The organism is Micromonospora mirobrigensis (genome assembly GCF_900091555.1).
In the GTDB taxonomy this organism is placed as follows: Bacteria; Actinomycetota; Actinomycetes; order Mycobacteriales; family Micromonosporaceae; genus Micromonospora; species Micromonospora mirobrigensis.
Genome location: NZ_FMCX01000005.1, coordinates 182,744 through 204,639 on the forward strand (window position 1 = coordinate 182,744; position 21,896 = coordinate 204,639).

Here is a 21,896-nt window from a genome sequence, read left to right on the forward strand (position 1 = left end):
GCTGCACTCTGCGCCGGTGACGCCGGCCGTCGCAACCCGCGTCCGGTCAGTCCTGCCCGGCGTCCAGGTCCGGTGGTGGACAGACCGGCGCGGGGGCCGGGGCGAGGGCGGCGTTGTCCAGGATCCGGCGCCGGTCCGGGCCGTCGGCGACGCAGACCACGAAGCAGCCCGCCCCGGGTCGCAGCAGCGCCGGGACGTCCAGCAGCGCGGCGCCGCGGACCAGGACCGCGGCCAGCTCCCGGTCGGCCAGCCGGACGCCGAGGATGTGCCGGCGTACGTGCCGGCCGCCGGCCAGCAGGGCGGAGCGCCAGGCCGCGGCGGCCAACCGGGTACGCCAGAGCCGACGCGCCGCCGACGCCCCGGGGACCGGCCCGCCGAGCAGCTCCCGGCGACCCTGCCGCCAGCCGGCCTCGACCAGCCGCGCGTACGCCGGGCGGTGCTCCCGGGGCACCTCCAGCCGGTGCAGTTCGTAGCGGCGGCGCAGCCCGCCGGTGGTGACCTGGTGTTCCACCGGCACGTCCAGCCGGGTGAGCAGCTGGCGCATCCGGTGCGCGGCCTCGGGGCGGTTGAACTCGACCGGCGCCCCCCGGTACGGCTCGGCGCCGCCCCGCCGGCCGTCGACCGGGTGCGCCGGGGCGCAGCGGACCAGGCAGGCGATCTCGAAGGCGTCGGCGAGGGTGAGCCAGTCCAGCGGGGGCGGCGTCGACGGCGGCCGGTGCCGGTCGAGCAGCATGGTTTCGGGGGCCATGTCGGTGCTCCTTGTCGCACGTCGGGTCCCCTTACCGTCACCCGCCGCCGGCCCGGAGGAAACCGGTCAGGCCCAGCCTTGAGGAAAACTTGCGCCTACAGCTCCGTGACCACGACGTCGACCTGCCGGGGCCGGCCGGGCGGCGTCGGCTGCTCCAGCACCGGGTACTTCAGGTCGCGCAGGGCCGTCACCAGGCCGGCCGCGGTGCGGGGCCGGGCGCCGGCGGTGAGCAGCTCCCGGACCAGCCGGCCCTTGGTGGCCTTGTTGAAGTGGCTGACCACACTGCGCACCGGCACCCCGTCCACCTCCCGCTCGTGCAGCACCCGCACCGTCACCGTGCGGGCGGCCAGCTCCCCGCGGGGCGCCCAGGTCGCCGCGTACGCGCCGGAGCGCAGGTCCAGCACCGGCCGGTCGCCGGCCGCCTCGGTCAGCGCCGGGGCCAGCGTCCGCCGCCAGTACGTCGACAGCGCACCCACCCCGGGCAGGCGCGCCCCGATCGGGCAGCGGTACGGCGGGATCCGGTCGGTGAGGCGTACCGCGCCCCAGAGTCCGGAACTGATCAGCACCGACCGGCGGGCCAGCCGCTCGGCGGCCGGCGGGAGGGTGGCCAGGTCCAGCGCCTCGTAGAGCACCCCGGTGTAGATCCGGCCGGCCGGGGCGGTGGCCGCCGTGCGGAGCCGGGCGTTGCGGCGCAGCTCGCCGCGCTGCCCCTCGCTCAGGCCCAACGCCGCCAGGGTCGCCGCCTCGTCCGGGTCGGTGCTCGTGGTGACCAGCGCGGCCAGCACCTCCTCCCGGGCGTGGGTCAGCTCCGGCAGGCTGAGCCGGGACAGGTCCAGCCGGCGGCCGGTCCCGGCCTCGGCCTTGCCCTCGGAGGGCGGCAGCAGGATGAGCACGTCGGAAAGCGTACGGGCCGGCCTCACCGCCAGGGCCGCACGGCCGTCTCCGGGTGGTACACGCGATAACCGCCCAGCTCGGCGACCTTCGCGTCCTCGGCCCGGTCGCCGAGCAGGGCGCGCAGCCGGCGGTCAGCCGGGGAGTCGACCGCCAGCACGTAACCCGGGCGGGCCGCCCGGCCCACCCGCGCCCAGTACGGCCGGTAGCGGTTGAAGCCCGGCGTCAGCTGGCCGTCGACGACCGCGCAGACCACCTCCTCGCCGGTGTTGAAGGTCAGCCGGTTGCAGGTCCAGTACTCCCCGTACACCTCGCGCAGACCCAGCCGGCGTACCTCGTCGGCGAGCCGCTGCGCCTGCCGCTCCTGCTCGCGCAGCCCGCCGGAGGTGGCCAGGAAGCCGACGGTGGCAGCCAGGGTGGCCACGGTCAGCACGGCCAGCGCGCCGGCGGCCAGCGCGCCGCCGATCCGGCCGGCCACCCCGGCGGTACCCCGTCGGGCGTGCGCGGCGGCCAGCCAGAGCGGCCAGAGCACCGCCGGCAGGGAGATCTGCAACACCGACAGGTAGCGGGCGTTGCCGAGGGGCTCGATCGCGGCGAGCGGGCTGCGGACGTACGCGAGCAGGGTCAACCCGGCGCCGGCGAGCAGCGCGAGGTGGGTCAGCGGCCGGACCCGGATCCCGGCCGGGCGACCTGCGGCCCGGCGGTAGGCGACCACTGCGAGCACCACGGCGCCGACCAGCAGCGGCAGATAGAGCAGCCCGTACCAGATGGTTGCGCGGGCGCACCCGTAACCGGGGCAGAGCCCGGCGGCCAGCGGCACGCTCTCCAGCAGCCCGCCGGCCAGCCGGGCCGGCCAGGTCGGGTGGGCGCCCGTGCCGGCGTTGACCTCGCGCAGCACCGACAGCGAGCCCTGCCCGGGCGGCGCGACCAGGTTGTCGTGGATCAGCGGGGCGGCCCCGAGGAGGAATCCGCCGACCAGCAGCACGCCGGCCCAGCCCACCAGCTCCCGGCCGGACACCCGCAGCAGCAGCAGGCCGGCCACCGCCAGGTACGGCAGGACCAGCCAGTCGGACCAGACGGCCAGGCCGGCGAGCAGGCCGAACAGCCCGACGGCCAACCGGCGGTGGTGGATCCGGCGTTCCGCCAGCCCCACCACGATCAGCAGCATCAGCACCACCGCCGGTTTCGCCTCGGGCCGGCCGCCGACCGCGGTCAGCTGGTCGCGCACCACCCGTTCCGAACCGAGCGCCAGCAGTCCGACCATGAAGGCGGCGAACCAGGGCGAGCAGATCCGCCGGGTCAGCAGGTACAGCAGCCACACGAAGACGGCGTGCAGGACCAGCACCGGCAGCCGCAGCGCCGGCCAGCTCGGCCCGGCCACCGCGATCAGCGGCGCGGCCAGGTACGCCTCCGCCATGCCCATGTAGCGCTGCCCGTAGAGGAAGACGGGGTGCTCCCGGCCGGCGGCGATGTGCATCGCGGCCAGACCGAACGTCGCCTCGTCGCTGTTGGAGGTCGGCAACGTCAGCAGCGTCAGGACCAGCCGGTAGCCGAGCCCGGCCAGCCCGAGCAGCAGCGCGACCAGCGCCGGAGCGTCCGGACGCGGTCGCCACCGTTTCCGGCGCCCCTGCGCGGTCGACACGTCCACGCCCCCGTCGTCGTCCCGCCTGTCGTCGCGCTCACCCTCGGCGCGCATGCCGTTTCGTCCCGGAGTCTCGCACGCGGCGGGGGCGGCGCGGGGTCGATCGGCGCAGGCCGGTCGGAACCGGCTCGCCTGGCCGGTGCGGGCAGGTTGTGGCAGGGTGGCAGCGTGCCAGCATCGCCACCCACCGGGGAACTCGCCATCCCGACCCTGCACCGGGCCGCGCGGATCGAGGACGCCGTCCACCAACTGGTCGAGCGCCGGCTGCGGCGCACCGGGTGGCAGATGAAGATCGTCGCGTACGCCGGTTACGGCGCGCCCGGTTGGGCTCGGGTGATGTGCCGGGTGCTGCTCGGCCGGCCGGAGGTCCGCGCCAAGGGCAAGCCGGAGAAGGTGCGGGGGTGGCGCAGCTTCGCCACCCTGCCGGCCAAGCACGTGCGGGTGACGATCGAGGCCGGCGGGGTGGTGCACGAGGCGTGCGCCGACCGCAGCGGCTTCGTCGACACCGTGGTCGAGGCCGACCTGACCCCGGGCTGGTCGTCGGTACGGCTCACCGTCGCCGACGCCGAGCCGGTGGAGGCGCTGGTCCGCATCGTCGACCCGAGTGTCCGGTTCGGCATCGTCTCCGACATCGACGACACGGTCATGGTGACCGCGCTGCCCCGGCCGATGCTGGCCGCCTGGAACACCTTCGTGCTCGACGAGCACGCGAGAAACGCGGTGCCCGGCATGGCGGTGCTCTACGAGCGGTTGGCCACCGCCCACCCCGGGGCGCCGGTGTTCTACCTGTCGACCGGGGCGTGGAACGTGGCGCCCACCCTGACCCGGTTCCTGTCCCGGCACCTCTATCCGGCCGGGCCGCTGCTGCTCACCGACTGGGGTCCGACGGCCGACCGGTGGTTCCGCAGCGGCCGCGAGCACAAGCGGGCCACCCTGGCCCGGCTGGCCAGGGAGTTCCCGGACGTCCGCTGGCTGCTCATCGGCGACGACGGCCAGCACGACCAGGAGATCTACCGCGAGTTCGCGGCCGCCCACCCGGAGAGCATCGCCGGGGTGGCGATCCGCCGGCTCTCGCCCACCCAGGCCGTGCTCGCCGGTAGCCTGCCCGCCCCGGCCGGGTCGTCGTCCTCGGGCCCGGTGGGGCAGAAGTGGCTCTCCGCCCCCGACGGCGCCGGGTTGTGGAAGCTGCTGCGGGACGCGGGCCTGGTCTGACTGTGAGGCTGGCTTGCTCGACCTGGCCTGATCTGCACGTACGTCTGACCGGCCCGCGCCCGCCGCTGCCCGCTCAGTCGGTGGTGTGCGCCACCTCGCCGTCCGGTACGCAGGCCGGCACGCGGGGATCGGCCACCCGGTGGACCGTGACGCCTCCGGCCGGCTCTTCCTGGGCCGCGGCTCCGAGCGTGCCGGCCCCGGCCCCGCGCTGTCCCTGACCTCGGTCCTGTCCCTGCACCTGGCCCTGGCCCTGGGCGGCCTGGTCCCTGGCGGCCTGGCGGGCTGCCCGGATCTGCTGCACGACTGCCCACAGTTGCTGGATGCGGGCCCGGATCTGCTCGATCCTGGCCGCCACCCGGGCACCCGCGCGTTCCTGCTGCCCACCGACGGCCTGCTGACCGCCGAGGCCGTCGCCGCCGGCTGCGGCCTGCTGGTCCCCGTTGCCACCGTTGGCCTGCTGGCCACCGGCCTGCTGGCCACCGGCCTGCTGGCCGACCGCTTGCTGGTCGCCGGCCTGTTGGGCTGCTGCGGCGTCGCGGGCAGCCCGGGCCGCCTGCACGATGCCGGCGATCTGTCCGATCAGCCCGCCGACGGCGTTGATGATGCCCGCCGCCCGACCGGCTCCGCCGCCACCGCCCGCCGCGCCACCGGCCGTGCCACCGCCGTTCGACGCGCCGCTGGCCGCGCCGATGCCCGCCCCGCCGCCGTTCGCAGCGCCGCCGCCCGCCGCGTCGCCGCCCGCCGCGTCGCCGCCCGCACCGGCCGCCAGGCCGTTCCCGGCGCCCTGCCGGGCCTGGATCGCGCCCTGGACGATGCCGCGGATGCCGCCGACGATCCCGTCGAGCCGCTGCACGCGTACCTCGGTCGCGGCCGGATCGGGCAACTGCCCGGAACGTTCCCCGCCCATCGCCTCGGTGACCGACCAGGCCCGGTCCAGCTCGGTGGCGACCGCCTCCTCCCAGGGCACCATCGGGCAGGCCACCGCGGCCACCTCCACCTGACCCGAGCAGCCGGCCGCGGTCCGGCGCTGCTCGATGAGGTCGATCACCGCCTGCCGGTTGGCGATCCGCGCGGCCGAGTTGGCGTCCGGGTTCCGGCGCTGGTCGGCGATGAAGGTCAGGTTGTTGCGCAGGGCGCCGTCCAAGCCCTGGCAGTTCTCCGCCGCCTGCCCCGTGCCGGTGGCCACCGCGAAGGCCGCGCCGGCGGTAACCGCCAGCGCGACCCCTCCGGCGATCTTCCGGTTGGCAGGCCGGCCCGCCGGCACCCGCCTGCCACTCGTACCCCTGCTGGTCCTGCTGATCGTGCCCCTGCGCCACGCCATCGAAGCTCCTCCGCCTCGTCACGGTCTCCGGCATCCGGTCAGCGGTACGGAAGGACCAGGTTCAGGGTTCACGGTGACGCAGCGCAACGGCTGGACGGTCGACAAGTTGTGAGAGCGTGATACCTCTCAGTCATAAATATTCCTGAGAGGCATCACGCTCACTCGGGAGCTGCCCCCAGGACGCCGGCCACGCATCCGTGGGTCGGGAAGAGCCCGACTTGCCGCAGGCGGGGCCCCCTGTGGCGGCTGAGGCCGCGAGGGGCGGGGCGCTCTGTGGCATCCGAGGCCGCGACGTGCCGTAAGTGGGGCGCACCGTGGGACAGCAGGCACCGACCTGCCGCACGTCGGTGGTCCGGCGCGCGGCGGCCCTGGAACGTCGGGGCGGGTTGGGAGTCAGGTGGTGGGGCGGAGCCAGAGCACGCCCAGCGGGGGCACCCGCAGCGGCGCCGAGGCCGGCATGCCGTGCCAGGGGACGTCCTCGGCGTGCACCGCGCCGAGGTTGCCGACGCCCGAGCCGCCGTAGTGGTGGGCGTCGGTGTTGAGGATCTCGGCCCAGGTGCCGCCGGCCGGCAGGCCGACCCGGTAGTCCTCCAGCGGGGCGGCGGAGAAGTTGGCCACGCAGACCAGGGTGCCGCCGTCCGGCGCGATCCGGATGAACGAGACGCTGTTGTTGGCGACGTCGTCCCCGGCGATCCACCGGAAGCCGGCCGGCTCGGTGTCCTGCGCCCAGAGCGCCGGCACCTCCCGGTACGCGCGGTTCATGTCCGCGACCAGGCGCTGCACGCCGGCCCGCGCCGGATCGTGCAGGAGGTACCAGTCGAGGCCGCGCTGTTCGCTCCACTCCCGGTCGTCGGCCAGCTCGCAGCCCATGAAGAGCAACTGCTTACCGGGGTGCGCCCACATGTACGCCAGCAGGGCGCGTACGTTGGCCAGCCGCTGCCAGGTGTCGCCGGGCATCTTGCCGGTCAGGGAACCCTTGCCGTGCACCACCTCGTCGTGGCTGATCGGCAGCACGTAGTTCTCGCTCCAGGCGTACGCCAGGGAGAAGGTGAGCTGGTGGTGGTGGTGCTGGCGGTAGATCGGGTCCTTCGAGGTGTAGAGCAGGGTGTCGTGCATCCAGCCCATGTTCCACTTGAACCCGAAGCCGAGCCCGCCGTCGGCGGTGGGCCGGGTGACCCCCGGCCAGGCGGTCGACTCCTCGGCGATCATCAGCACGCCCGGGTAATTCTTGTAGACGGTGGCGTTGGTCTCCTGCAGGAAGGCGATCGCCTCCAGGTTCTCCCGGCCGCCGTACCGGTTGGGCAGCCACTGCCCCTCCTGGCGGGAGTAGTCGAGGTAGAGCATCGAGGCGACCGCGTCGACCCGCAACCCGTCGACGTGGAACTCGTCGAGCCAGTAGAGCGCGTTGGCGACCAGGAAGTTGCGGACCTCGCGGCGGCCGAAGTCGAAGACGTACGTGCCCCAGTCGGGGTGCTCGCCGCGACGCGGGTCCGGGTGCTCGTAGAGCGGCGTGCCGTCGAAGCGCGCGAGGGCCCACTCGTCCTTGGGGAAGTGCGCGGGCACCCAGTCCAGGATGACCCCGATCCCGGCGGCGTGCAGCCGGTCGACCAGGTGCCGGAAGTCGTCCGGGTCGCCGAAGCGGGACGTCGGGGCGTAGTAGCCGGTGACCTGGTAGCCCCACGAGCCGCCGAACGGGTGCTCCATCACGGGCAGGAACTCCACGTGGGTGAAGCCCAGCTCGGTGACGTACTCCGTCAGCTGGTCGGCCAGCTCCCGGTAGCTCAGTCCGGGACGCCAGGAACCCAGGTGCACCTCGTACACGCTCATCGGCTCCTGGTGCGGCTGCCGCCTCGCGCGCCGGGCCAGCCAGTCGCCGTCGGACCACTCGTACGTCGAGTGGTGCACGACCGAGGCGGTGGCCGGCGCGGTCTCGGCGTACCCGGCGAGCGGGTCGGCCTTGTCCCGCCACTGCCCGTCGGCGCCGAGGATGCGGTACTTGTAGCGGGCGCCGACGTGCGCGCCGGGCACGAAGATCTCCCAGACGCCGCTCTCGCCGAGCGAGCGCATCGGCCAGCCGTCGTCCGGACCCCAGCCGGTGAAGTCGCCGACCACCCGGACCGCCCGGGCGTTCGGCGCCCAGACGGCGAAGGCCACGCCCTCGTCGAAGACCCGCGCGCCGAGCGCCTCCCAGAGCCGCTCGTGCCGCCCCTCGCCGATCAGGTGCAGGTCCAGCTCGCCCAGGGTCGGCGGGTAACGGTAGGGGTCGTCCCGGACCGCGCCGTCCACCTCGACCCGGTAGTCGAGCACCTCGCCCGGCACGGTGACCTCGAAGACTCCGGCGTCGTGCACCCGCTTCATCGGGTGCCGCTCCCCGTCGAGGAGCAGCGTGACGTCGCCGACGCCCCGACGCAGGGTGCGGATGGTCGTCCGCCCGTCGGCGGGGTGCGCGCCGAGCAGGGCGTGCGGGTCGTGCGACTCGCCGGCGATCAGCTGGTCCATCGGGTGTCCTTCGGGGCGTTCGTGGTCGGAGCGGCGCCGCGCTTGCGGCCCTTGGCGCCCTTGCCGCGGCGGGGACGAGGAACGGCGGCGGCCGCGGGGCCGTCGGGGGCGCGGCTGGCCGGGCCGGGGGAGTGGCCGTCGTCGGTCGCGGCGGCCGGGGGCGGCGGGCCGTCGACCGGGCCGGTGGGCGCGTTGCCGCCGGACAGGTCGTCCGGCACGTCCTCGACGGTCAGCTCGACCGGGGCGGTGACCGCCGGTTCCGGCTCCGGCGGCGCGGCCGGGCGGCGGACCGTGAGCACGTGCGCCGGTTGCAGGTACGGGTCCAGCCGCACCGCGTTGCGCTGCCCCCAGTCGTAGCTGGCGCCGGTCAGCTCGTCGTGCACGGTGAACCGCTCGTGCCAGTCGAAGCCCAAGGCCGGCATGTCCAGCGTCGTGTTGCCCCACTGCACCGTCTGCGGGTCGAAGGAGCAGATCACGATGACCGTGTTGCCGGTCTCCGGGTCGTGCTTGGACCAGCAGAGCAGCGCCGGGTTGTCGATGTCGTGGAAGCGCAGGTTGCGCAGCCGGTGCAGGGCCGGGTTGTCCCGGCGTACCCGGTTGAGGGTGGTGATGAACGGCGCCAGCGACCGGCCGTGCTTCTCGGCCGCGGCCCAGTCCCGGGGGCGCAGCTCGTACTTCTCGTTGTCCAGGTATTCCTCGGCGCCGGGGCGGGCCAGGTGCTCGAAGAGCTCGAAGCCGGCGTACATGCCCCAGGAGGGGGAGAGCAGCGCGGCCAGCACCGCCCGGATCTTGAACATCGGCGGGCCGCCGTGCTGCAACGACTCGTGCAGGATGTCCGGGGTGTTGGGCCAGAAGTTCGGCCGCATGTAGTCGGCCGCGGCGACCAGCTCCTCGCAGTACGCCCGCATCTCCGCCGCCGACGTGCGCCAGGTGAAGTACGTGTACGACTGGGTGAAGCCGACCTTGCCCAGCCCGTGCATGATCGCCGGCCGGGTGAACGCCTCGGCCAGGAAGAGCACGTCCGGGTCGACCCTCTTCACCTCGGCGATCAGCCAGTGCCAGAAGTCGAACGGCTTGGTGTGCGGGTTGTCCACCCGGAAGATCCGGATGCCCTCGCCCACCCAGTGCAGCACCACCCGCAGCACCTCGGCGCGGATGCCGTCGGGGTCGTTGTCGAAGTTCAGCGGATAGATGTCCTGGTACTTCTTCGGTGGGTTCTCCGCGTACGCGATGCTGCCGTCGGCCCGGGTGGTGAACCACTCCGGGTGCTCGGTCACCCACGGGTGGTCCGGCGCGCACTGCAACGCCAGGTCCAGCGCCACCTCCAGGCCCTGCTCGGCGGCGGCGGCGACGAAGTCGCGGAAGTCCGCCGGCGTACCCAGGTCGGGGTGGATGGCGTCGTGGCCGCCCTCGGCGGCGCCGATCGCCCACGGCGAGCCGACGTCGTCCGGCCCGGCGGTGAGCGCGTTGTTGCGGCCCTTGCGGTTGACCCGGCCGATCGGGTGGATCGGCGGCAGGTAGAGCACGTCGAAGCCCATCGCGGCGACCCCCGGCAGCCGAGACGCGGCCGTGGCGAAGGTGCCGGAGCGGGCGGGGGAGTCGACGGTGGCCGCGACGGCGCCCTCGGAGCGGGGGAAGAACTCGTACCAGGCGGAGAAGAGCGCCCGGGGGCGGTCCACCCAGAGCCGGTGCTCCGCGTCGGTGGTGACCAGCTCCCGCACCGGGTGGTCCCAGAGCAGGTCGGCCAGCTCCAGCGCCGGGGCGACCCGGCGGTGCAGGTCCAGCGTCGCGTCGGCCAACGCGGCGGCCGCGGCCCGGACCCGGTCGGTGTCGCCTGCCGGGACCAGCTCGACCGCGGCGGTGAGCACGCGTACGCCCTCGGCCAGGTCGTTGGCCAGCTCGGCCGGCCCCTGCCCGGCGGCGATCTTCTTGGTCACCGCGTTCTGCCAGGTGAGATAGGGATCTCCGAACGCCTCGACGGTGAACACCCAGTCGCCGACCGCGTCGGGTCGGATGGTGGCGTGCCAGGTGTCCTGGCCCGGCTCACCGGCCCGCATCCGGGTGAAGGGGCGCTCCGCGCCGTCCGGGCCGCGCCACACCACGTTGCAGCCGAGCGCGTCGTGGCCCTCCCGGTAGGCGCGCGCGGACACGGGGACCACCTCGCCGACCACCGCCTTGGCCGGGTACCGGCCGCAGGCGACGGAGGGGGAGACGTCTTCGATGGGGAACCGTCCGCTCACCCCGCCAACCTACTGTGCGAGATCCGTTCGCGCGCGGGCAAGCGGCCCGAAGGCACCGTCAGCCGAGGTCGTGCTCGGCCGGGCTGGTGTTGAGGACCCAGGCGAGCGGCATGGTCGCCCGTACGCCGTAACGGTCGCCGTCCAGGCTGTGCATCGTGACGGTCTGCGCCGCGTCCTGCTCCACGACCCAGTACTGCGGGATGCCGGAAGCCGCGTACTCGCTGCGCTTGGTGACCGTGTCGATGCCTTCGGAGCCGGGCGAAATGATCTCGATCACCAGGAGAACGTCGTCGGTCGGCAGCCATACTCCGTCGGCCTGAGCCTTGCACCAGACCACCAGGTCGGGGATCCGGCCGCCGACGCCGCCATGACGACCGGGGATGCGCAGCCCGACCGCCTGGGCGACGAGCTCGGTCGACACGCCGCCCTGGGCGAGCCACACCATGAGCCGGATCGCGATGATGGCGTGGGCGTATCCCGGCGGCGGCATGATGGAGAGGACTCCCTCGGGACTGATCTCGTACCGGTGGTGCTCGTCCGCGGCCATCATCGCGGTGAGGTCGTCGAGCGTCACGATCGGGGGCATCGCCCGCCCAACCGCCTCCGAACTCATGCCGCCATCCTATCGGCCGGGGCCGGTCCACAACGGTACGGACTCACCCGGTCGCGCCCACCGACCGATACACCTCGACCGTGCGTTCGGCGATGGCGTCCCAGGAGAAGTGCTCCACCGCCCGGCGGCGGCCGGCCAGCCCGAACTCCTGCGCCCGCTTCGGGTCGCCGAGCACCTCGTTCATCCCGGCCGCCAGGTCGGCCACGAACCGCTCCGGGTCCAGCGGCCGGCCGCTGCCGTCGCCGGCCTGCTCGATCGGCACCAGCAGCCCGGTCTCGCCGTCGGCGACCACCTCGGGGATACCGCCGGTGGCGGTGGCCACCACGGCCGTCTCGCAGGCCATCGCCTCCAGGTTGACGATGCCCATCGGCTCGTAGACCGAGGGGCAGACGAAGATCGTGGCGTGGGTGAGCACCTGGATCACCTCGTGCTTGGGCAGCATCTCGGCCACCCAGACCACCCCGGAGCGGTTGGCCCGCAGCTCGGCCACCAGACCCTCCACCTCGGCGGCGATGTCCGGGGTGTCCGGGGCGCCGGCGAGCAGCACCAGCTGGGTGTCGGCCGGCAACTCACGGGCGGCGCGCAGCAGGTAGGGCAGGCCCTTCTGCCGGGTGATCCGCCCCACGTATACGACGCTGGGGCGGGCCGGGTCGATGCCGAGCCGGTCCACCACGTCGGTGCCGTGGTCGGGGGAGTACTGCGCGGTGTCGATGCCGTTGTGCACCACGCGTACCCGGTCCGGGTCCACGCTCGGGTACGCGGTCAGCACGTCGCGCCGCATCCCGGCGCTGACCGCGACGATCGCGTCGGCCGCCTCGTACGCCGTCTTCTCGCACCAGGACGAGAGCGCGTACCCGCCGCCGAGCTGTTCGGCCTTCCACGGTCGCAGCGGCTCCAGGCTGTGCGCGGTGACCACGTGCGGCACCCCGTGCAGCAGCTTCGCGGTGTGCCCGGCCAGGTTGGCGTACCAGGTGTGGCTGTGCACCACGTCGGTGCCGGCGCAGCCGGCGGCCATCTCCAGGTCCACGCCCATGGTGCGCAGCGCGGCGTTCGCACCGGCCAGCGCGGCCGGCTCGGCGTACGCGGTGACCCCCGGCTCCGAGCGCGGCGCGCCGAAGCAGTGCACCCGGACGTCGGCGAGCCGGCGCAGCTCGCGGGCCAGGTACTCGACGTGCACCCCGGCGCCGCCGTACACCTCCGGCGGGTACTCCCGGGTCAGCAGGTCGACGCGGAGCGGGGTGAGATCGGTCATGCCCGGCACCCTAGTGCAGAAACCCGCCCCGCACCGGGCGCGCGACTGTGCCGTACGAGTGGTGAAGTTGCGACGACATGGCTAGCGTCGGGACATGGCTGCAAAGGTGCTCGCTATCGTTCTGGCCGGCGGAGAGGGCAAGCGCCTCATGCCGCTCACCACGGACCGGGCCAAGCCGGCCGTCCCGTTCGGCGGGATGTACCGCATGGTCGATTTCGTCCTGTCCAACCTGGCGAACGCCGGCTTTCTCAAGATCGTCGTGCTGACCCAGTACAAGTCCCACTCGCTGGACCGCCACATCACCAAGACGTGGCGGATGTCGACCCTGCTCGGCAACTACGTCACCCCGGTCCCGGCCCAGCAGCGGCGCGGCCCGTGGTGGTTCGCCGGCTCCGCGGACGCGATCTACCAGAGCTTCAACCTGATCAACGACGAGCAGCCGGACTACGTGATCGTCTTCGGCGCCGACCACATCTACCGGATGGACCCGCGGCAGATGGTGGACGACCACATCGCCTCCGGCGCCGCGGTGACCGTGGCCGGCATCCGCCAGCCGCTGTCGATGGCCGACCAGTTCGGCGTGATCGAGGTCGGCGAGGACGGCAAGCGGATCCGGGCCTTCCGTGAGAAGCCCACCGACGCGGTCGGCCTGCCCGACGCCCCCGACCAGGTCTACGCCTCGATGGGCAACTACGTCTTCAGCACCCGGGCGCTCTGCGAGATCGTCGAGCGCGACGCCGAGGACAAGACCAGCAAGCACGACATGGGCGGCAGCATCATCCCGATGCTGGTTGAGCGGGGCGAGGCGAACGTCTACGACTTCAAGGACAACGAGGTCCCCGGCAGCACCGACCGGGACCGCGGCTACTGGCGGGACGTCGGGACCCTGGACTCGTTCTACGACGCCCACATGGACCTGATCAACGTCCACCCGGTGTTCAACCTCTACAACTTCGACTGGCCGATCTACACCGACCAGCCGCCGTACCCGCCGGCGAAGTTCGTCCACCAGTGGGGCGAGCGGGTCGGCCGGGCGGTCGGCTCGATGATCTCGCCCGGCGCGGTGATCTCCGGCTCGCTGGTGGAGAACTCGGTGGTCTCGCCGAAGGTGAAGGTGCACTCCTGGGCGCACGTGGACGGCGCGGTGCTGATGGAGGGCGTCGAGATCGGCCGGCACGCGGTGGTCCGCCGGGCCATCCTGGACAAGAACGTCTACGTCCCGGAGGGCGCCGAGATCGGCGTGGACCTGGAGAAGGACCGGCAGCGCTACACCGTGTCCGACAATGGCATCGTGGTGATCGGCAAGGGGCAGCGCGTCGAGCCGTGAGGCAGGTGTGACGCCCGCTCCCGCCGGGAACCAACCACCGTCCGTACCCCGCTTCCTGGAGGTTGCCGCAGTGGCCCACCCCCGTGCCGGACAGCCGGCCCAGCCCGCCGACCTGGTCGACGTGCCCCGGCTGCTCACCGCCTACTACGCCGAACACCCGGACCCGGCGGACCCGGCGCAGCAGGTCTCCTTCGGCACCTCCGGGCACCGGGGGTCGTCGCTGCGCAACGCCTTCAACGAGGACCACATCCTCGCCGTCACCCAGGCGCTCTGCGACTACCGGCGGGAGCAGGGCCTGTCCGGTCCGCTCTTCCTGGCCCGGGACAGCCACGCGCTCTCCGCCCCGGCGGAGGCCAGCGCGCTGGAGGTGCTCGCCGCCAACGAGGTGACCGTGCTGCGGGACAGCCGGGACGGCTACACCCCCACCCCGGCCGCGTCGCACGCGATCCTCACCCACAACCGGGGCCGGACCGGTGGGCTCGCCGACGGCATCGTGATCACCCCGTCGCACAACCCGCCGGACGACGGTGGCTTCAAGTACAACCCCACCAATGGCGGGCCGGCGGACACCGACGTCACGAAGTGGATCCAGGACCGCGCGAACGCCATCCTGGCCGCCGGGCTCAAGGAGGTGAAGCGGATCCCGTACGCGCGGGCCCTCGCCGCCGACACCACCGGGACGTACGACTTCCTCGCCAACTACGTCGACGACCTGCCCGCCGTGCTGGACATCGACGCGATCCGCGACGCCGGGGTGCGGATCGGCGCCGATCCGCTGGGCGGGGCGAGCGTGGCGTACTGGGGGGAGATCGCCGAGCGGCACCGGCTGGACCTCACGGTGCTCAACCCGACGGTCGACCCGACCTGGCGGTTCATGACCCTGGACGGCGACGGCAAGATCCGGATGGACTGCTCCTCGCCGAACGCGATGGCCTCGCTGATCGCCGCCCGCGCCGACTACCAGGTCTCCACCGGCAACGACGCCGACGCCGACCGGCACGGCATCGTCACCCCCGACGGTGGCCTGATGAACCCCAACCACTACCTAGCGGTGGCCATCGGGCACCTGTTCCGCACCCGTGACCAGTGGGGTCCGGCCGCGGCGATCGGCAAGACCCTGGTCTCCTCCTCGATGATCGACCGGGTCGCCGCCGACCTGGGCCGGCCGCTGCTGGAGGTGCCGGTCGGCTTCAAGTGGTTCGTGCCGGGGCTGCTGGACGGCACCGTCGGCTTCGGCGGCGAGGAGAGCGCCGGCGCGTCGTTCCTGCGCCGCGACGGCAGCACCTGGACCACCGACAAGGACGGCATCCTGCTCTGCCTGCTCGCCGCCGAGATCATCGCCGTCACCGGCCGCACGCCCAGCCAGCACTACGCCGAGCTGGCCGAGCGGTTCGGCGCGCCCGCGTACGCGCGGATCGACGCGCCGGCCACCCGGGAGCAGAAGGCCGTGCTCGGCAGGCTCTCCCCGGAGCAGGTCGGCGCCACCGAGCTGGCCGGCGAGCTGATCACCGCGACGCTCACCGAGGCGCCCGGCAACGGCGCGAAGATCGGCGGCCTGAAGGTGACCACCGAGTCGGGCTGGTTCGCCGCCCGACCGTCCGGCACCGAGGACGTCTACAAGATCTACGCCGAGTCGTTCCAGGGGCCGGAGCACCTGGCCCGGATCCAGGCCGAGGCGAAGGACCTGGTCGACGGGGTGCTGGCGAAGGCCTGACCGGCCGGAGTCAGCAGGGCGGCGGCAGCTCACGCTGGTCGTGCTGCCGCCGCAGCTCCTCCGGAAGCAGCTCGCGGAGCTGGTCTGGGAGGAAGGGCAGGTCGAGCAGGCTGAGCTTGAGCTGGTTGCGTTCCTGGTAACGCAGCGGGTCGAAGCGGACCACCAGTCCCGCGTCGCGGCGGTAGCTGATGGCCACCGTGCCCTCGGTGGCCGCGTCGTTGATCACCTGGCCGTCCATCTCCACGGCGACCGCCGCCGAGTTCGGCTCCAGCTCCAGCCGGATGCTCTCGGTGGGGGAGAGCACCAGCGACCGGGAGATGCCGGCCATCGGCGCCGACGGGGTCACCACCACCGCGTCCGCGGCCGGGGAGACCAGCGGGCCGCCCGCCGCGTAGCTGTACGCCGTCGAGCCGGTCGGGGTGGCGACCACCAGCGCGTCGCAGCGGTAGTAGCCGTACCGCTGGCCGTCCACGGCGAGGGTGGCGGTGACGAAGCCCGAACCGGGCTGCCGGACCAGCGCGATGTCGTTGAAGGCCACCACGTCGTCGCCGCACAGGTCGCAGGCGAGGCAGGCGTGCGACTCGATGGTGAAGTCCTTGTCCAGCAGCCGGCCCAGCGCCTCCGGCAGCTCCGGCGGGGCGATCTCCACCAGGAAGCCGAGCCGCCCCAGGTGCACGCCGAGGACCGGCTTCGGGTCGCGGACGGCGGAGCGCAACGCGCCGAGCATGGTGCCGTCACCGCCGATGCTGATCAGGGCGTCGGCGCGGGCCGCCAGCTCGTCACCGGGCACCGCTTCGACGCCTGCCGGCACCCGGTGCCGGTCGGCCGCGCCGACCAGCAGCGACTTGCGGTTGCGCGTGGCCCACCGCTCGATGATCCCGACCACCTCGGAGACGTCCCGGGTGGGGTGCAGCACCAGACCCAGCCCGCCCACCCGTACAGCTCACCACATCCGGGTCGGGGGCGCTCGGCGTACCGCAGCTCTCCGGGCACCCGCTGTCGGCCGATCCCTCCGCCGGGCCCGCGCCCCGACGACCGGGGTATCGGTGGAGGCCGCGCCCGGAGGTTGGCCGGGGCGGTGGTGAATGTCGCGCCCGGGGCGTCGGCCGGCACAGCTCTCCGTGCCCCTTTGCTCTGCTGCCCTCCGCGCGACAGTCACCACGGGTGACCGCGCTGTGGGCGGCGAGCCGGGCGCACTGTCGCGTCGGCGGCAGCAGAGCAAAGGGAGCGGCGGTAGGTAGGTGCCGGGCGTAGGTCGGTCACCGCACGAGGCGCCCGCCGAGCGGCTGTTCCCGGCCGCGCCAGGCCGTCCCGGCCTGGACGGCCTCGTCGGGCCGGGCTGGGCTCGACGGGCCCGGACTGGGCTCGTCGGGCCGGGCTGGGCTCGACGGCCTGACGGGGCTCGACCGGGCCCCTAGATGCCCGACCGGCCCCTTCGGCCCGACTGGCGCCAGGTGCGCCGGCGGTGCGGACACCGCCGGCGCACCCTGGTGGCCGGTCCCGCGTTACGGCTTCGCGGCCAGGTGCTTCAGCGACCGGGCGACCAGGTCGTCCCGGGCGGCCGGGGCCAGCCCCTCCAGGCCGAAGCCGAGGTAGACGCTGTCCGTGGTGACCACGGCCGCGCCCTCGGAGAACGCCTGCTGGCTTCGCGACCAGTCGTTGGCGGCGGCGCCGGAACCGGCCGGCGGGCCGGCCACCGACCAGCCGCCCAGGTCGGGCGTCTCGAACGAGGTCTGGGAGACCACCGCGCCGTCGGCGATCACCCGCGCGTCGTCCACGAAGACACCCAGGCCCTGGGTGCCCCAGTCGGAGACGTACGAGATGGAGACCTCCACCTGCTTGCCGGCGTACGCCGACAGGTCGACGGCGAACTCCTGCCAGCCACCGGAGGCGCCGGTGGCCGCGTTCCAGGTGCCGGTGGTGCCGGTCGGCGAGCAGTCCGCCCCCTGGTAGTGGCCGAGGAACGGGTGCAGCTGTGCCACCCAGCCCGACTGGCAGCTCTCCCCGGTGCCGGTGCCGGTGTGCCCGTTGGCGTCCGGCAGCGTCGTCCAGGTGTCGCTGCCCACCTCGTGCGCCTCGACGATCATGAAGTCCCAGTTCTGCTCGATGTCGTACGAGGTCCAGAAGCGCAGCTCACCGCTGCTCGCCCCGGTCAGGTCCACGGTCCGGGTGAGCCGCTTGTACGACTGGTCGGCCCGGTCGCTGTAGAGGTACCAGTCGCCGGTGTGCGGGTCGAACGGGGCGCCGCCGGGGCGTACCCAGTCCACCGCCGCCGAGCTGGCGAACTGCGGGAACTGCTCGGGCTTGAGGAAGCTCGACGTGGTCAGGAAGGACGCCGTGTGGTCCTGGTTGCCGGCGGATCCGGCGGCGTTGAGCTGTCCGGTGAAGCCGGTGAAGGCCCCCGCCGAGCCGCGTACCGGGTAGGGGTTGCCGTCCGGGTCGGTGCCGCCGTCACTGACGTAGTTGTAGGCGCCCAGGTAGTACTGCTGGAAGTCGTTGAGCAGCGGCAGGCAGGCCACGTCGTTCGGGTCGGTGCACTCCGGCGGGGCGTCCGGCCGGTAGACGTACGAGCCGTTGGCGCCCTGCGCGAAGAGCGCGTACTTGCCGCTGACCAGGACCTTGCCGCCCTCGTTGAGGTAGTCGCGGACGGCCAGTTCGGTGTCCAGCGCGGCCCGGGCCGCGGTGCCGCCGACCTGCCCCGGTGAGCGGGGGATGATGTCGTCGCCGGTCTCCCAGATCACCGTCTTGTAGTGCGACAGCACGCCCAGCGGGTGCGGGGCCCGGCGGCCCATCGCGTCGAAGTCGTACACGTCGGCCCGGTGTCCGGCCTTCGTCACCGACGCGGCGATCTGGTCGGCGTACTTCGCGGTGGGGCTGTTCTGCGCCGGGCTCAGGCCGGTGGTGTCCTCCACCGCGAGGACCAGTACGTCCCCGCCGACGTCGGTGTGCACCCGGTAGGTGAAGTGGTCGCTGGCCACCGGGCCCCTGCGGGGCTTGACCCCGGTGAACCAGACCTCCACCCGGTCGCCGGGTTTCGTGCCGGTCACCGTGCCGCGCAGCTCGGCGTAGTAGTCGTCGTTGGTGTCGCCGTAGCGCTCACCACCGCGCCACTCGCGGACCTTGACCGTCTTCGGCCGGCCGCCGTTGACCAGGTAGTGCATCCGGACGTCCTTGAGGGCGCGCCGGGCGATCGTGGCGACCTGCTGGGTCCGGCCGTACGAGGTGTCGAAGGAGTCGACCACGAAGTCCGGGGTGCTGCGGCCGACCACCGAAGCCGGGTCGTCCGGGTCGCCGGCCGACTTCGCCACGGCCAGGGCGAACGGCAGGTTCTTGGCCACCTCGGCGGAGATCAGCTTCTCGTCGTCGGGGAAGATGAAGCCGCTGACGCAGTCCGCCGGGTCCCACTGGTCGTCGGGGTCGGACGCCGACGCGGTCTGGCAGGTGGACATCTCGGGGGTGAAGCCGAGGGTCTTGTAGCGCACCTGGGCGTGGGCGTCGGTGTCGCCGTTGGTGGTGTACAGCTCGGCGGAGATGTCCGGGTCGTAGCCGGGGACGGCCGGGTGGGCGTCGTCGCCGGCCATCGTCTCGTAGATGACGTCGTCCGGGGTGGGCGTGCTCACCTGCCAGCCCACGCCGTAGAGCAGCAGCTCGGCGGCGGAGTGGTAGTTGATCAGGAACTTGAAGCCGACCCGCTTGAAGAGCCGGTCCAGCGCCTTGGTCTCCGGCTCCGAGTTCGGCCCGGTGCCGCGGTAGGTCTCGCTGGACGGGTCCGGCGAGGAGCCCTCGTCGTCGTAGCCCCACTTGTAGGCGAAGTTGCGGTTGAGGTCCACGCCGTCGACGCCGGTGAGCTGTCCGTCGCCGTTGTTGTCCCGCAGGTTCTTGCGCCACAGCCGGTTGCCCGGGGTGAAGGTGTAGTCGTAGCCGTCCGGGTTGGCCACCGGCAGGAACCACAGTTCCCGGGTGTCCACCAGGGAGGTGACCTCCGGGTCGGTGCCGTAGTTGTCCAGGTAGTGGTGCAGCAGCCGCCGGGTCATCTCCGGGGTGATCCACTCGCGGGCGTGCTGGGTGCTGGAGTAGAGCACCGCCGGGCGGGTGCCGTCGGGCACCTTGCCGGCGTTCTTGGTCACCTTGACCGCGAGGATCGGCTTGCCCTGCACGGTGCGGCCGATGGTCTCCAGCTTGGCCAGCTTGGGGAAGCGGGCCGCGGTGGCGGTCAGCTCGTCGCGGATGCCGCCCGGCTCGCTGTACGAGCGGAACGCCTTCCACCCGGCGCTGGCCTGCTCGCGCAGCAGCTGGGATGCGGGTTTTCCGTCGACCTTCTTCACGCTCAGCGGGACGCCCTGGCCGGCCAGTCGCCGGGCCTCGCGGCGGCTGAGCACCGTCTCGACCCGGGCGCCGCCGGCGGTGGTCTGCACCGCGTCGTGCCCCAGGTCGACCCCCGCCGCGCGGAGCTTGCCCAGTTGCTGCGCGTCCACCGTGCCGACGTACACCTCGAGGCCGTCGCGGGCGGCCGGATCGGACGGTGGTCTTGCACTGGCCGGTGCGGTCAACGCCAACGCGCCGACCAGTGTGAACACGCCGGCGATCGCCAGCCGTCTGCGCCTCATCGCGCCCCCTTCGGTGGAAGGACCTGTAGCGCGAGCCTTGCGGGGAGTTGCATGCATGTCAATGGACCGATCAAGCGGAGATGTCGGCGGTTTGCAGCAACTTAGTCAGATTTGCTCCGTTAGCCATGGCGTGGGCCGAAGGACCGCCGGTGGTGCGTCGCGGCCCGAACCGGGAGAGGGGGCGCCATGCATGTGGTGATCATGGCGGGTGGACGAGGTACCCGGCTGCGGCCGTACACCACCGCGCTGCCCAAGCCGTTGGTGCCGATCGGGGACAGCTACGCCATCCTGGAGATCGTCCTGCACCAGCTGGCGGCGCGCGGCTTCACCCACGCCATCCTGGCGATCAACCACCTCGGCTCGCTGATCCGTGCCTTCGTCGGCGACGGCCAGCGGTTCGGGCTCCGGGTCGACTACACCGAGGAGCGGGTGCCACTGTCCACGGTCGGGCCGCTGTTCGGGCTCCTGGACCGGCTCCCCGAGCACTTCCTGGTGATGAACGGGGACATCCTCACCGACCTGGACTACGCCGACCTGCTGCACACCCACATGGCCTCGGGCGCGCCGGTCACCGTGGCGACCTTCCAGCGCAGCGTGAAGATCGACTTTGGGGTGCTCACCGTCGCCGAGGACCGGGTGGTCGAGTTCACCGAGAAGCCCACCCTCGACTACCGGGTCAGCATGGGCGTCTACGGGCTCTCCGCCAAGGCCGTCGCCGGCTACCCGGTCGGCCGGCCGTTCGGCTTCGACCAGCTGATGCTCGACCTCATCGGTCAGGGGCAGTACCCCGCCGACTACCCCTTCGAGGGGCACTGGCTCGACATCGGACGGCCCGAGGACTACGACGAGGCCAACCGGACCTTCGACGACCTGCGTTCGACGCTGCTGCCCGCGACGGTCGGCGGCGCCGGGTGAGCCGGGTCCTGGTCTTCGGCGGCGCAGGCTTCCTCGGCCGGCACGTGGCGCGGGCGCTGGCCGACGAGGCGACGTTGATCCTGCCCCGTCGCGCCGAGTGCGACCTGGTGGAGGCGAGCCTGCCCGAGCTGACCGACCTGGTCCGGCGGGCGCGGCCGAGCGCGGTGGTCAACTGCACCGGCCGGCTCGACGGCACCGAGCTGGAGTTCGTCCGGGCACACCCGCTGGTCACCGCGAAGCTGATCGAGGCGCTCCGCTCCGCCGCCCCGACCGCCCGGCTGGTCCGGATCGGCTCCGCCGGGGAGTACGGCCCGACCCCGGTCGGCCGGTCGGTCCGGGAGGACGACCCGGTCGACCCGGTCGGCGGGTACGGCCTGAGCCACCTGACCGCCACCCGCCTGGTGGAGCTGGCGGTCACCGCCGGCCTGCTGGACGGGGTGGTGCTGCGGGTGTTCAACCCGATCGGCCCCGGCCTGCCCGAGCAGAGCGTGCTCGGCCGGGCGGCCCGGCTGCTGCGCGGCGCGCTGGCCCGGGGCGAGGCCGGCATCGCCCTCGGCTCCCTCGACGCGCACCGCGACCTGGTCGACGTGCGGGACGTGGCGCTGGCCGTGCGGGCCGCCGTCCGCCGGCCGGCCCTGCCCGCCGTGGTCTTCAACGTCGGCAGTGGACGGGCCGTGCGGATCCGGGACGCGGTGCGGATGCTCGCCACCGCCGCCGGGTTCTCCGGGGTCGTCACCGAGGCGGCCCCCGCGCCGGGCGCCGCCCGCACCGCCGCCGTGCCGTGGATCTGCGCCGACGTCTCACGGGCCGCCGGCGGTCTCGGCTGGGCCCCCTCGTACGACCTCACCGACACGGTGAAGGCCATCTGGAGCGAGGTCGGCGACCTCGCCCACGTTCCGCTGCCGAAGGAGTAAG

Annotated in this window: 15 protein-coding genes; 5 read left to right on the forward strand and 10 right to left on the reverse strand. The window is 73.2% G+C overall.

Annotated features, from left to right (window positions below; translation table 11 throughout):
* Positions 1–46 precede the first annotated feature (46 nt).
* The 3 genes from GA0070564_RS18085 to GA0070564_RS18095 form a co-directional block, all read right to left on the reverse strand.
* Positions 47–748 (reverse strand): hypothetical protein, encoded by a 702-nt coding sequence (locus GA0070564_RS18085; protein ID WP_091609854.1) that lies wholly within the window; start codon positions 746–748, stop codon positions 47–49.
* A 95-nt stretch (positions 749–843) separates the two neighbouring features.
* Complete coding sequence (yaaA, locus tag GA0070564_RS18090) at positions 844–1,641, reverse strand: peroxide stress protein YaaA (RefSeq protein WP_091609855.1); 798 nt, start codon at positions 1,639–1,641, stop codon at positions 844–846.
* A gap of 23 nt (positions 1,642–1,664) precedes the next feature.
* A complete protein-coding gene (locus tag GA0070564_RS18095; protein ID WP_176730726.1) occupies positions 1,665–3,335 on the reverse strand; it encodes an ArnT family glycosyltransferase in 1,671 nt (556 codons plus the stop codon).
* Between the two features lie 174 nt (positions 3,336–3,509).
* Between GA0070564_RS18095 and GA0070564_RS18100 the strand changes: the two genes are divergently transcribed.
* Positions 3,510–4,493, forward strand: a complete 984-nt coding sequence (locus tag GA0070564_RS18100; RefSeq protein ID WP_245670111.1) for an App1 family protein phosphatidate phosphatase — start codon at positions 3,510–3,512, stop codon at positions 4,491–4,493.
* 73 nt (positions 4,494–4,566) lie between these two features.
* Here GA0070564_RS18100 and GA0070564_RS29405 read toward each other — a convergent pair whose 3' ends face one another.
* The 5 genes from GA0070564_RS29405 to glgA all read right to left on the reverse strand — a co-directional run bounded on the left by GA0070564_RS29405 (position 4,567) and on the right by glgA (position 12,418).
* Positions 4,567–5,814: a hypothetical protein gene (locus GA0070564_RS29405; protein ID WP_176730727.1), complete on the reverse strand. Its 1,248-nt coding sequence runs from the start codon at positions 5,812–5,814 to the stop codon at positions 4,567–4,569.
* Positions 5,815–6,207: 393 nt separating this feature from the next.
* Positions 6,208–8,313 carry a 1,4-alpha-glucan branching protein GlgB gene (glgB, locus tag GA0070564_RS18110; protein ID WP_091609857.1) on the reverse strand — a complete coding sequence of 702 codons (2,106 nt, stop codon included), beginning with the start codon at positions 8,311–8,313 and terminating at the stop codon, positions 6,208–6,210.
* Positions 8,301–10,553: an alpha-1,4-glucan--maltose-1-phosphate maltosyltransferase gene (locus GA0070564_RS18115; protein WP_281182168.1), complete on the reverse strand. Its 2,253-nt coding sequence runs from the start codon at positions 10,551–10,553 to the stop codon at positions 8,301–8,303. Before GA0070564_RS18115 ends, glgB begins: the two co-directional genes overlap by 13 nt.
* Before the next feature lie 58 nt (positions 10,554–10,611).
* On the reverse strand, positions 10,612–11,166 hold the full coding sequence (locus GA0070564_RS18120) for a Uma2 family endonuclease (RefSeq protein ID WP_245670097.1): 555 nt from the start codon (positions 11,164–11,166) through the stop codon (positions 10,612–10,614).
* A 43-nt stretch (positions 11,167–11,209) separates the two neighbouring features.
* Positions 11,210–12,418, reverse strand: coding sequence for a glycogen synthase (gene glgA, locus GA0070564_RS18125; protein ID WP_091609859.1), 1,209 nt, complete (start codon positions 12,416–12,418; stop codon positions 11,210–11,212).
* Between the two features lie 94 nt (positions 12,419–12,512).
* On the opposite strand from glgA, the gene glgC reads away from it, so the two are divergent.
* Positions 12,513–13,745: a glucose-1-phosphate adenylyltransferase gene (glgC, locus tag GA0070564_RS18130; protein ID WP_091609860.1), complete on the forward strand. Its 1,233-nt coding sequence runs from the start codon at positions 12,513–12,515 to the stop codon at positions 13,743–13,745.
* Between the two features lie 70 nt (positions 13,746–13,815).
* Positions 13,816–15,459 carry a phosphoglucomutase (alpha-D-glucose-1,6-bisphosphate-dependent) gene (gene pgm / locus GA0070564_RS18135; protein WP_091609861.1) on the forward strand — a complete coding sequence of 548 codons (1,644 nt, stop codon included), beginning with the start codon at positions 13,816–13,818 and terminating at the stop codon, positions 15,457–15,459.
* A 10-nt stretch (positions 15,460–15,469) separates the two neighbouring features.
* Here the strand turns inward: pgm and GA0070564_RS18140 are convergent, their stop codons facing one another.
* Both GA0070564_RS18140 and GA0070564_RS18145 read right to left on the reverse strand, forming a co-directional pair.
* Complete coding sequence (locus GA0070564_RS18140) at positions 15,470–16,384, reverse strand: NAD(+)/NADH kinase (protein WP_091610309.1); 915 nt, start codon at positions 16,382–16,384, stop codon at positions 15,470–15,472.
* Between the two features lie 580 nt (positions 16,385–16,964).
* Positions 16,965–20,066 carry a M14 family metallopeptidase gene (locus GA0070564_RS18145; RefSeq protein WP_091609862.1) on the reverse strand — a complete coding sequence of 1,034 codons (3,102 nt, stop codon included), beginning with the start codon at positions 20,064–20,066 and terminating at the stop codon, positions 16,965–16,967.
* Between the two features lie 186 nt (positions 20,067–20,252).
* Between GA0070564_RS18145 and GA0070564_RS29920 the strand changes: the two genes are divergently transcribed.
* Complete coding sequence (locus GA0070564_RS29920) at positions 20,253–20,981, forward strand: nucleotidyltransferase family protein (protein WP_091609863.1); 729 nt, start codon at positions 20,253–20,255, stop codon at positions 20,979–20,981.
* Positions 20,978–21,895, forward strand: coding sequence for an NAD-dependent epimerase/dehydratase family protein (locus tag GA0070564_RS29925; RefSeq protein ID WP_245670098.1), 918 nt, complete (start codon positions 20,978–20,980; stop codon positions 21,893–21,895). The genes GA0070564_RS29920 and GA0070564_RS29925 overlap by 4 nt, the downstream gene beginning before the upstream one ends.
* The last annotated feature ends 1 nt before the right edge of the window (position 21,896 follow it).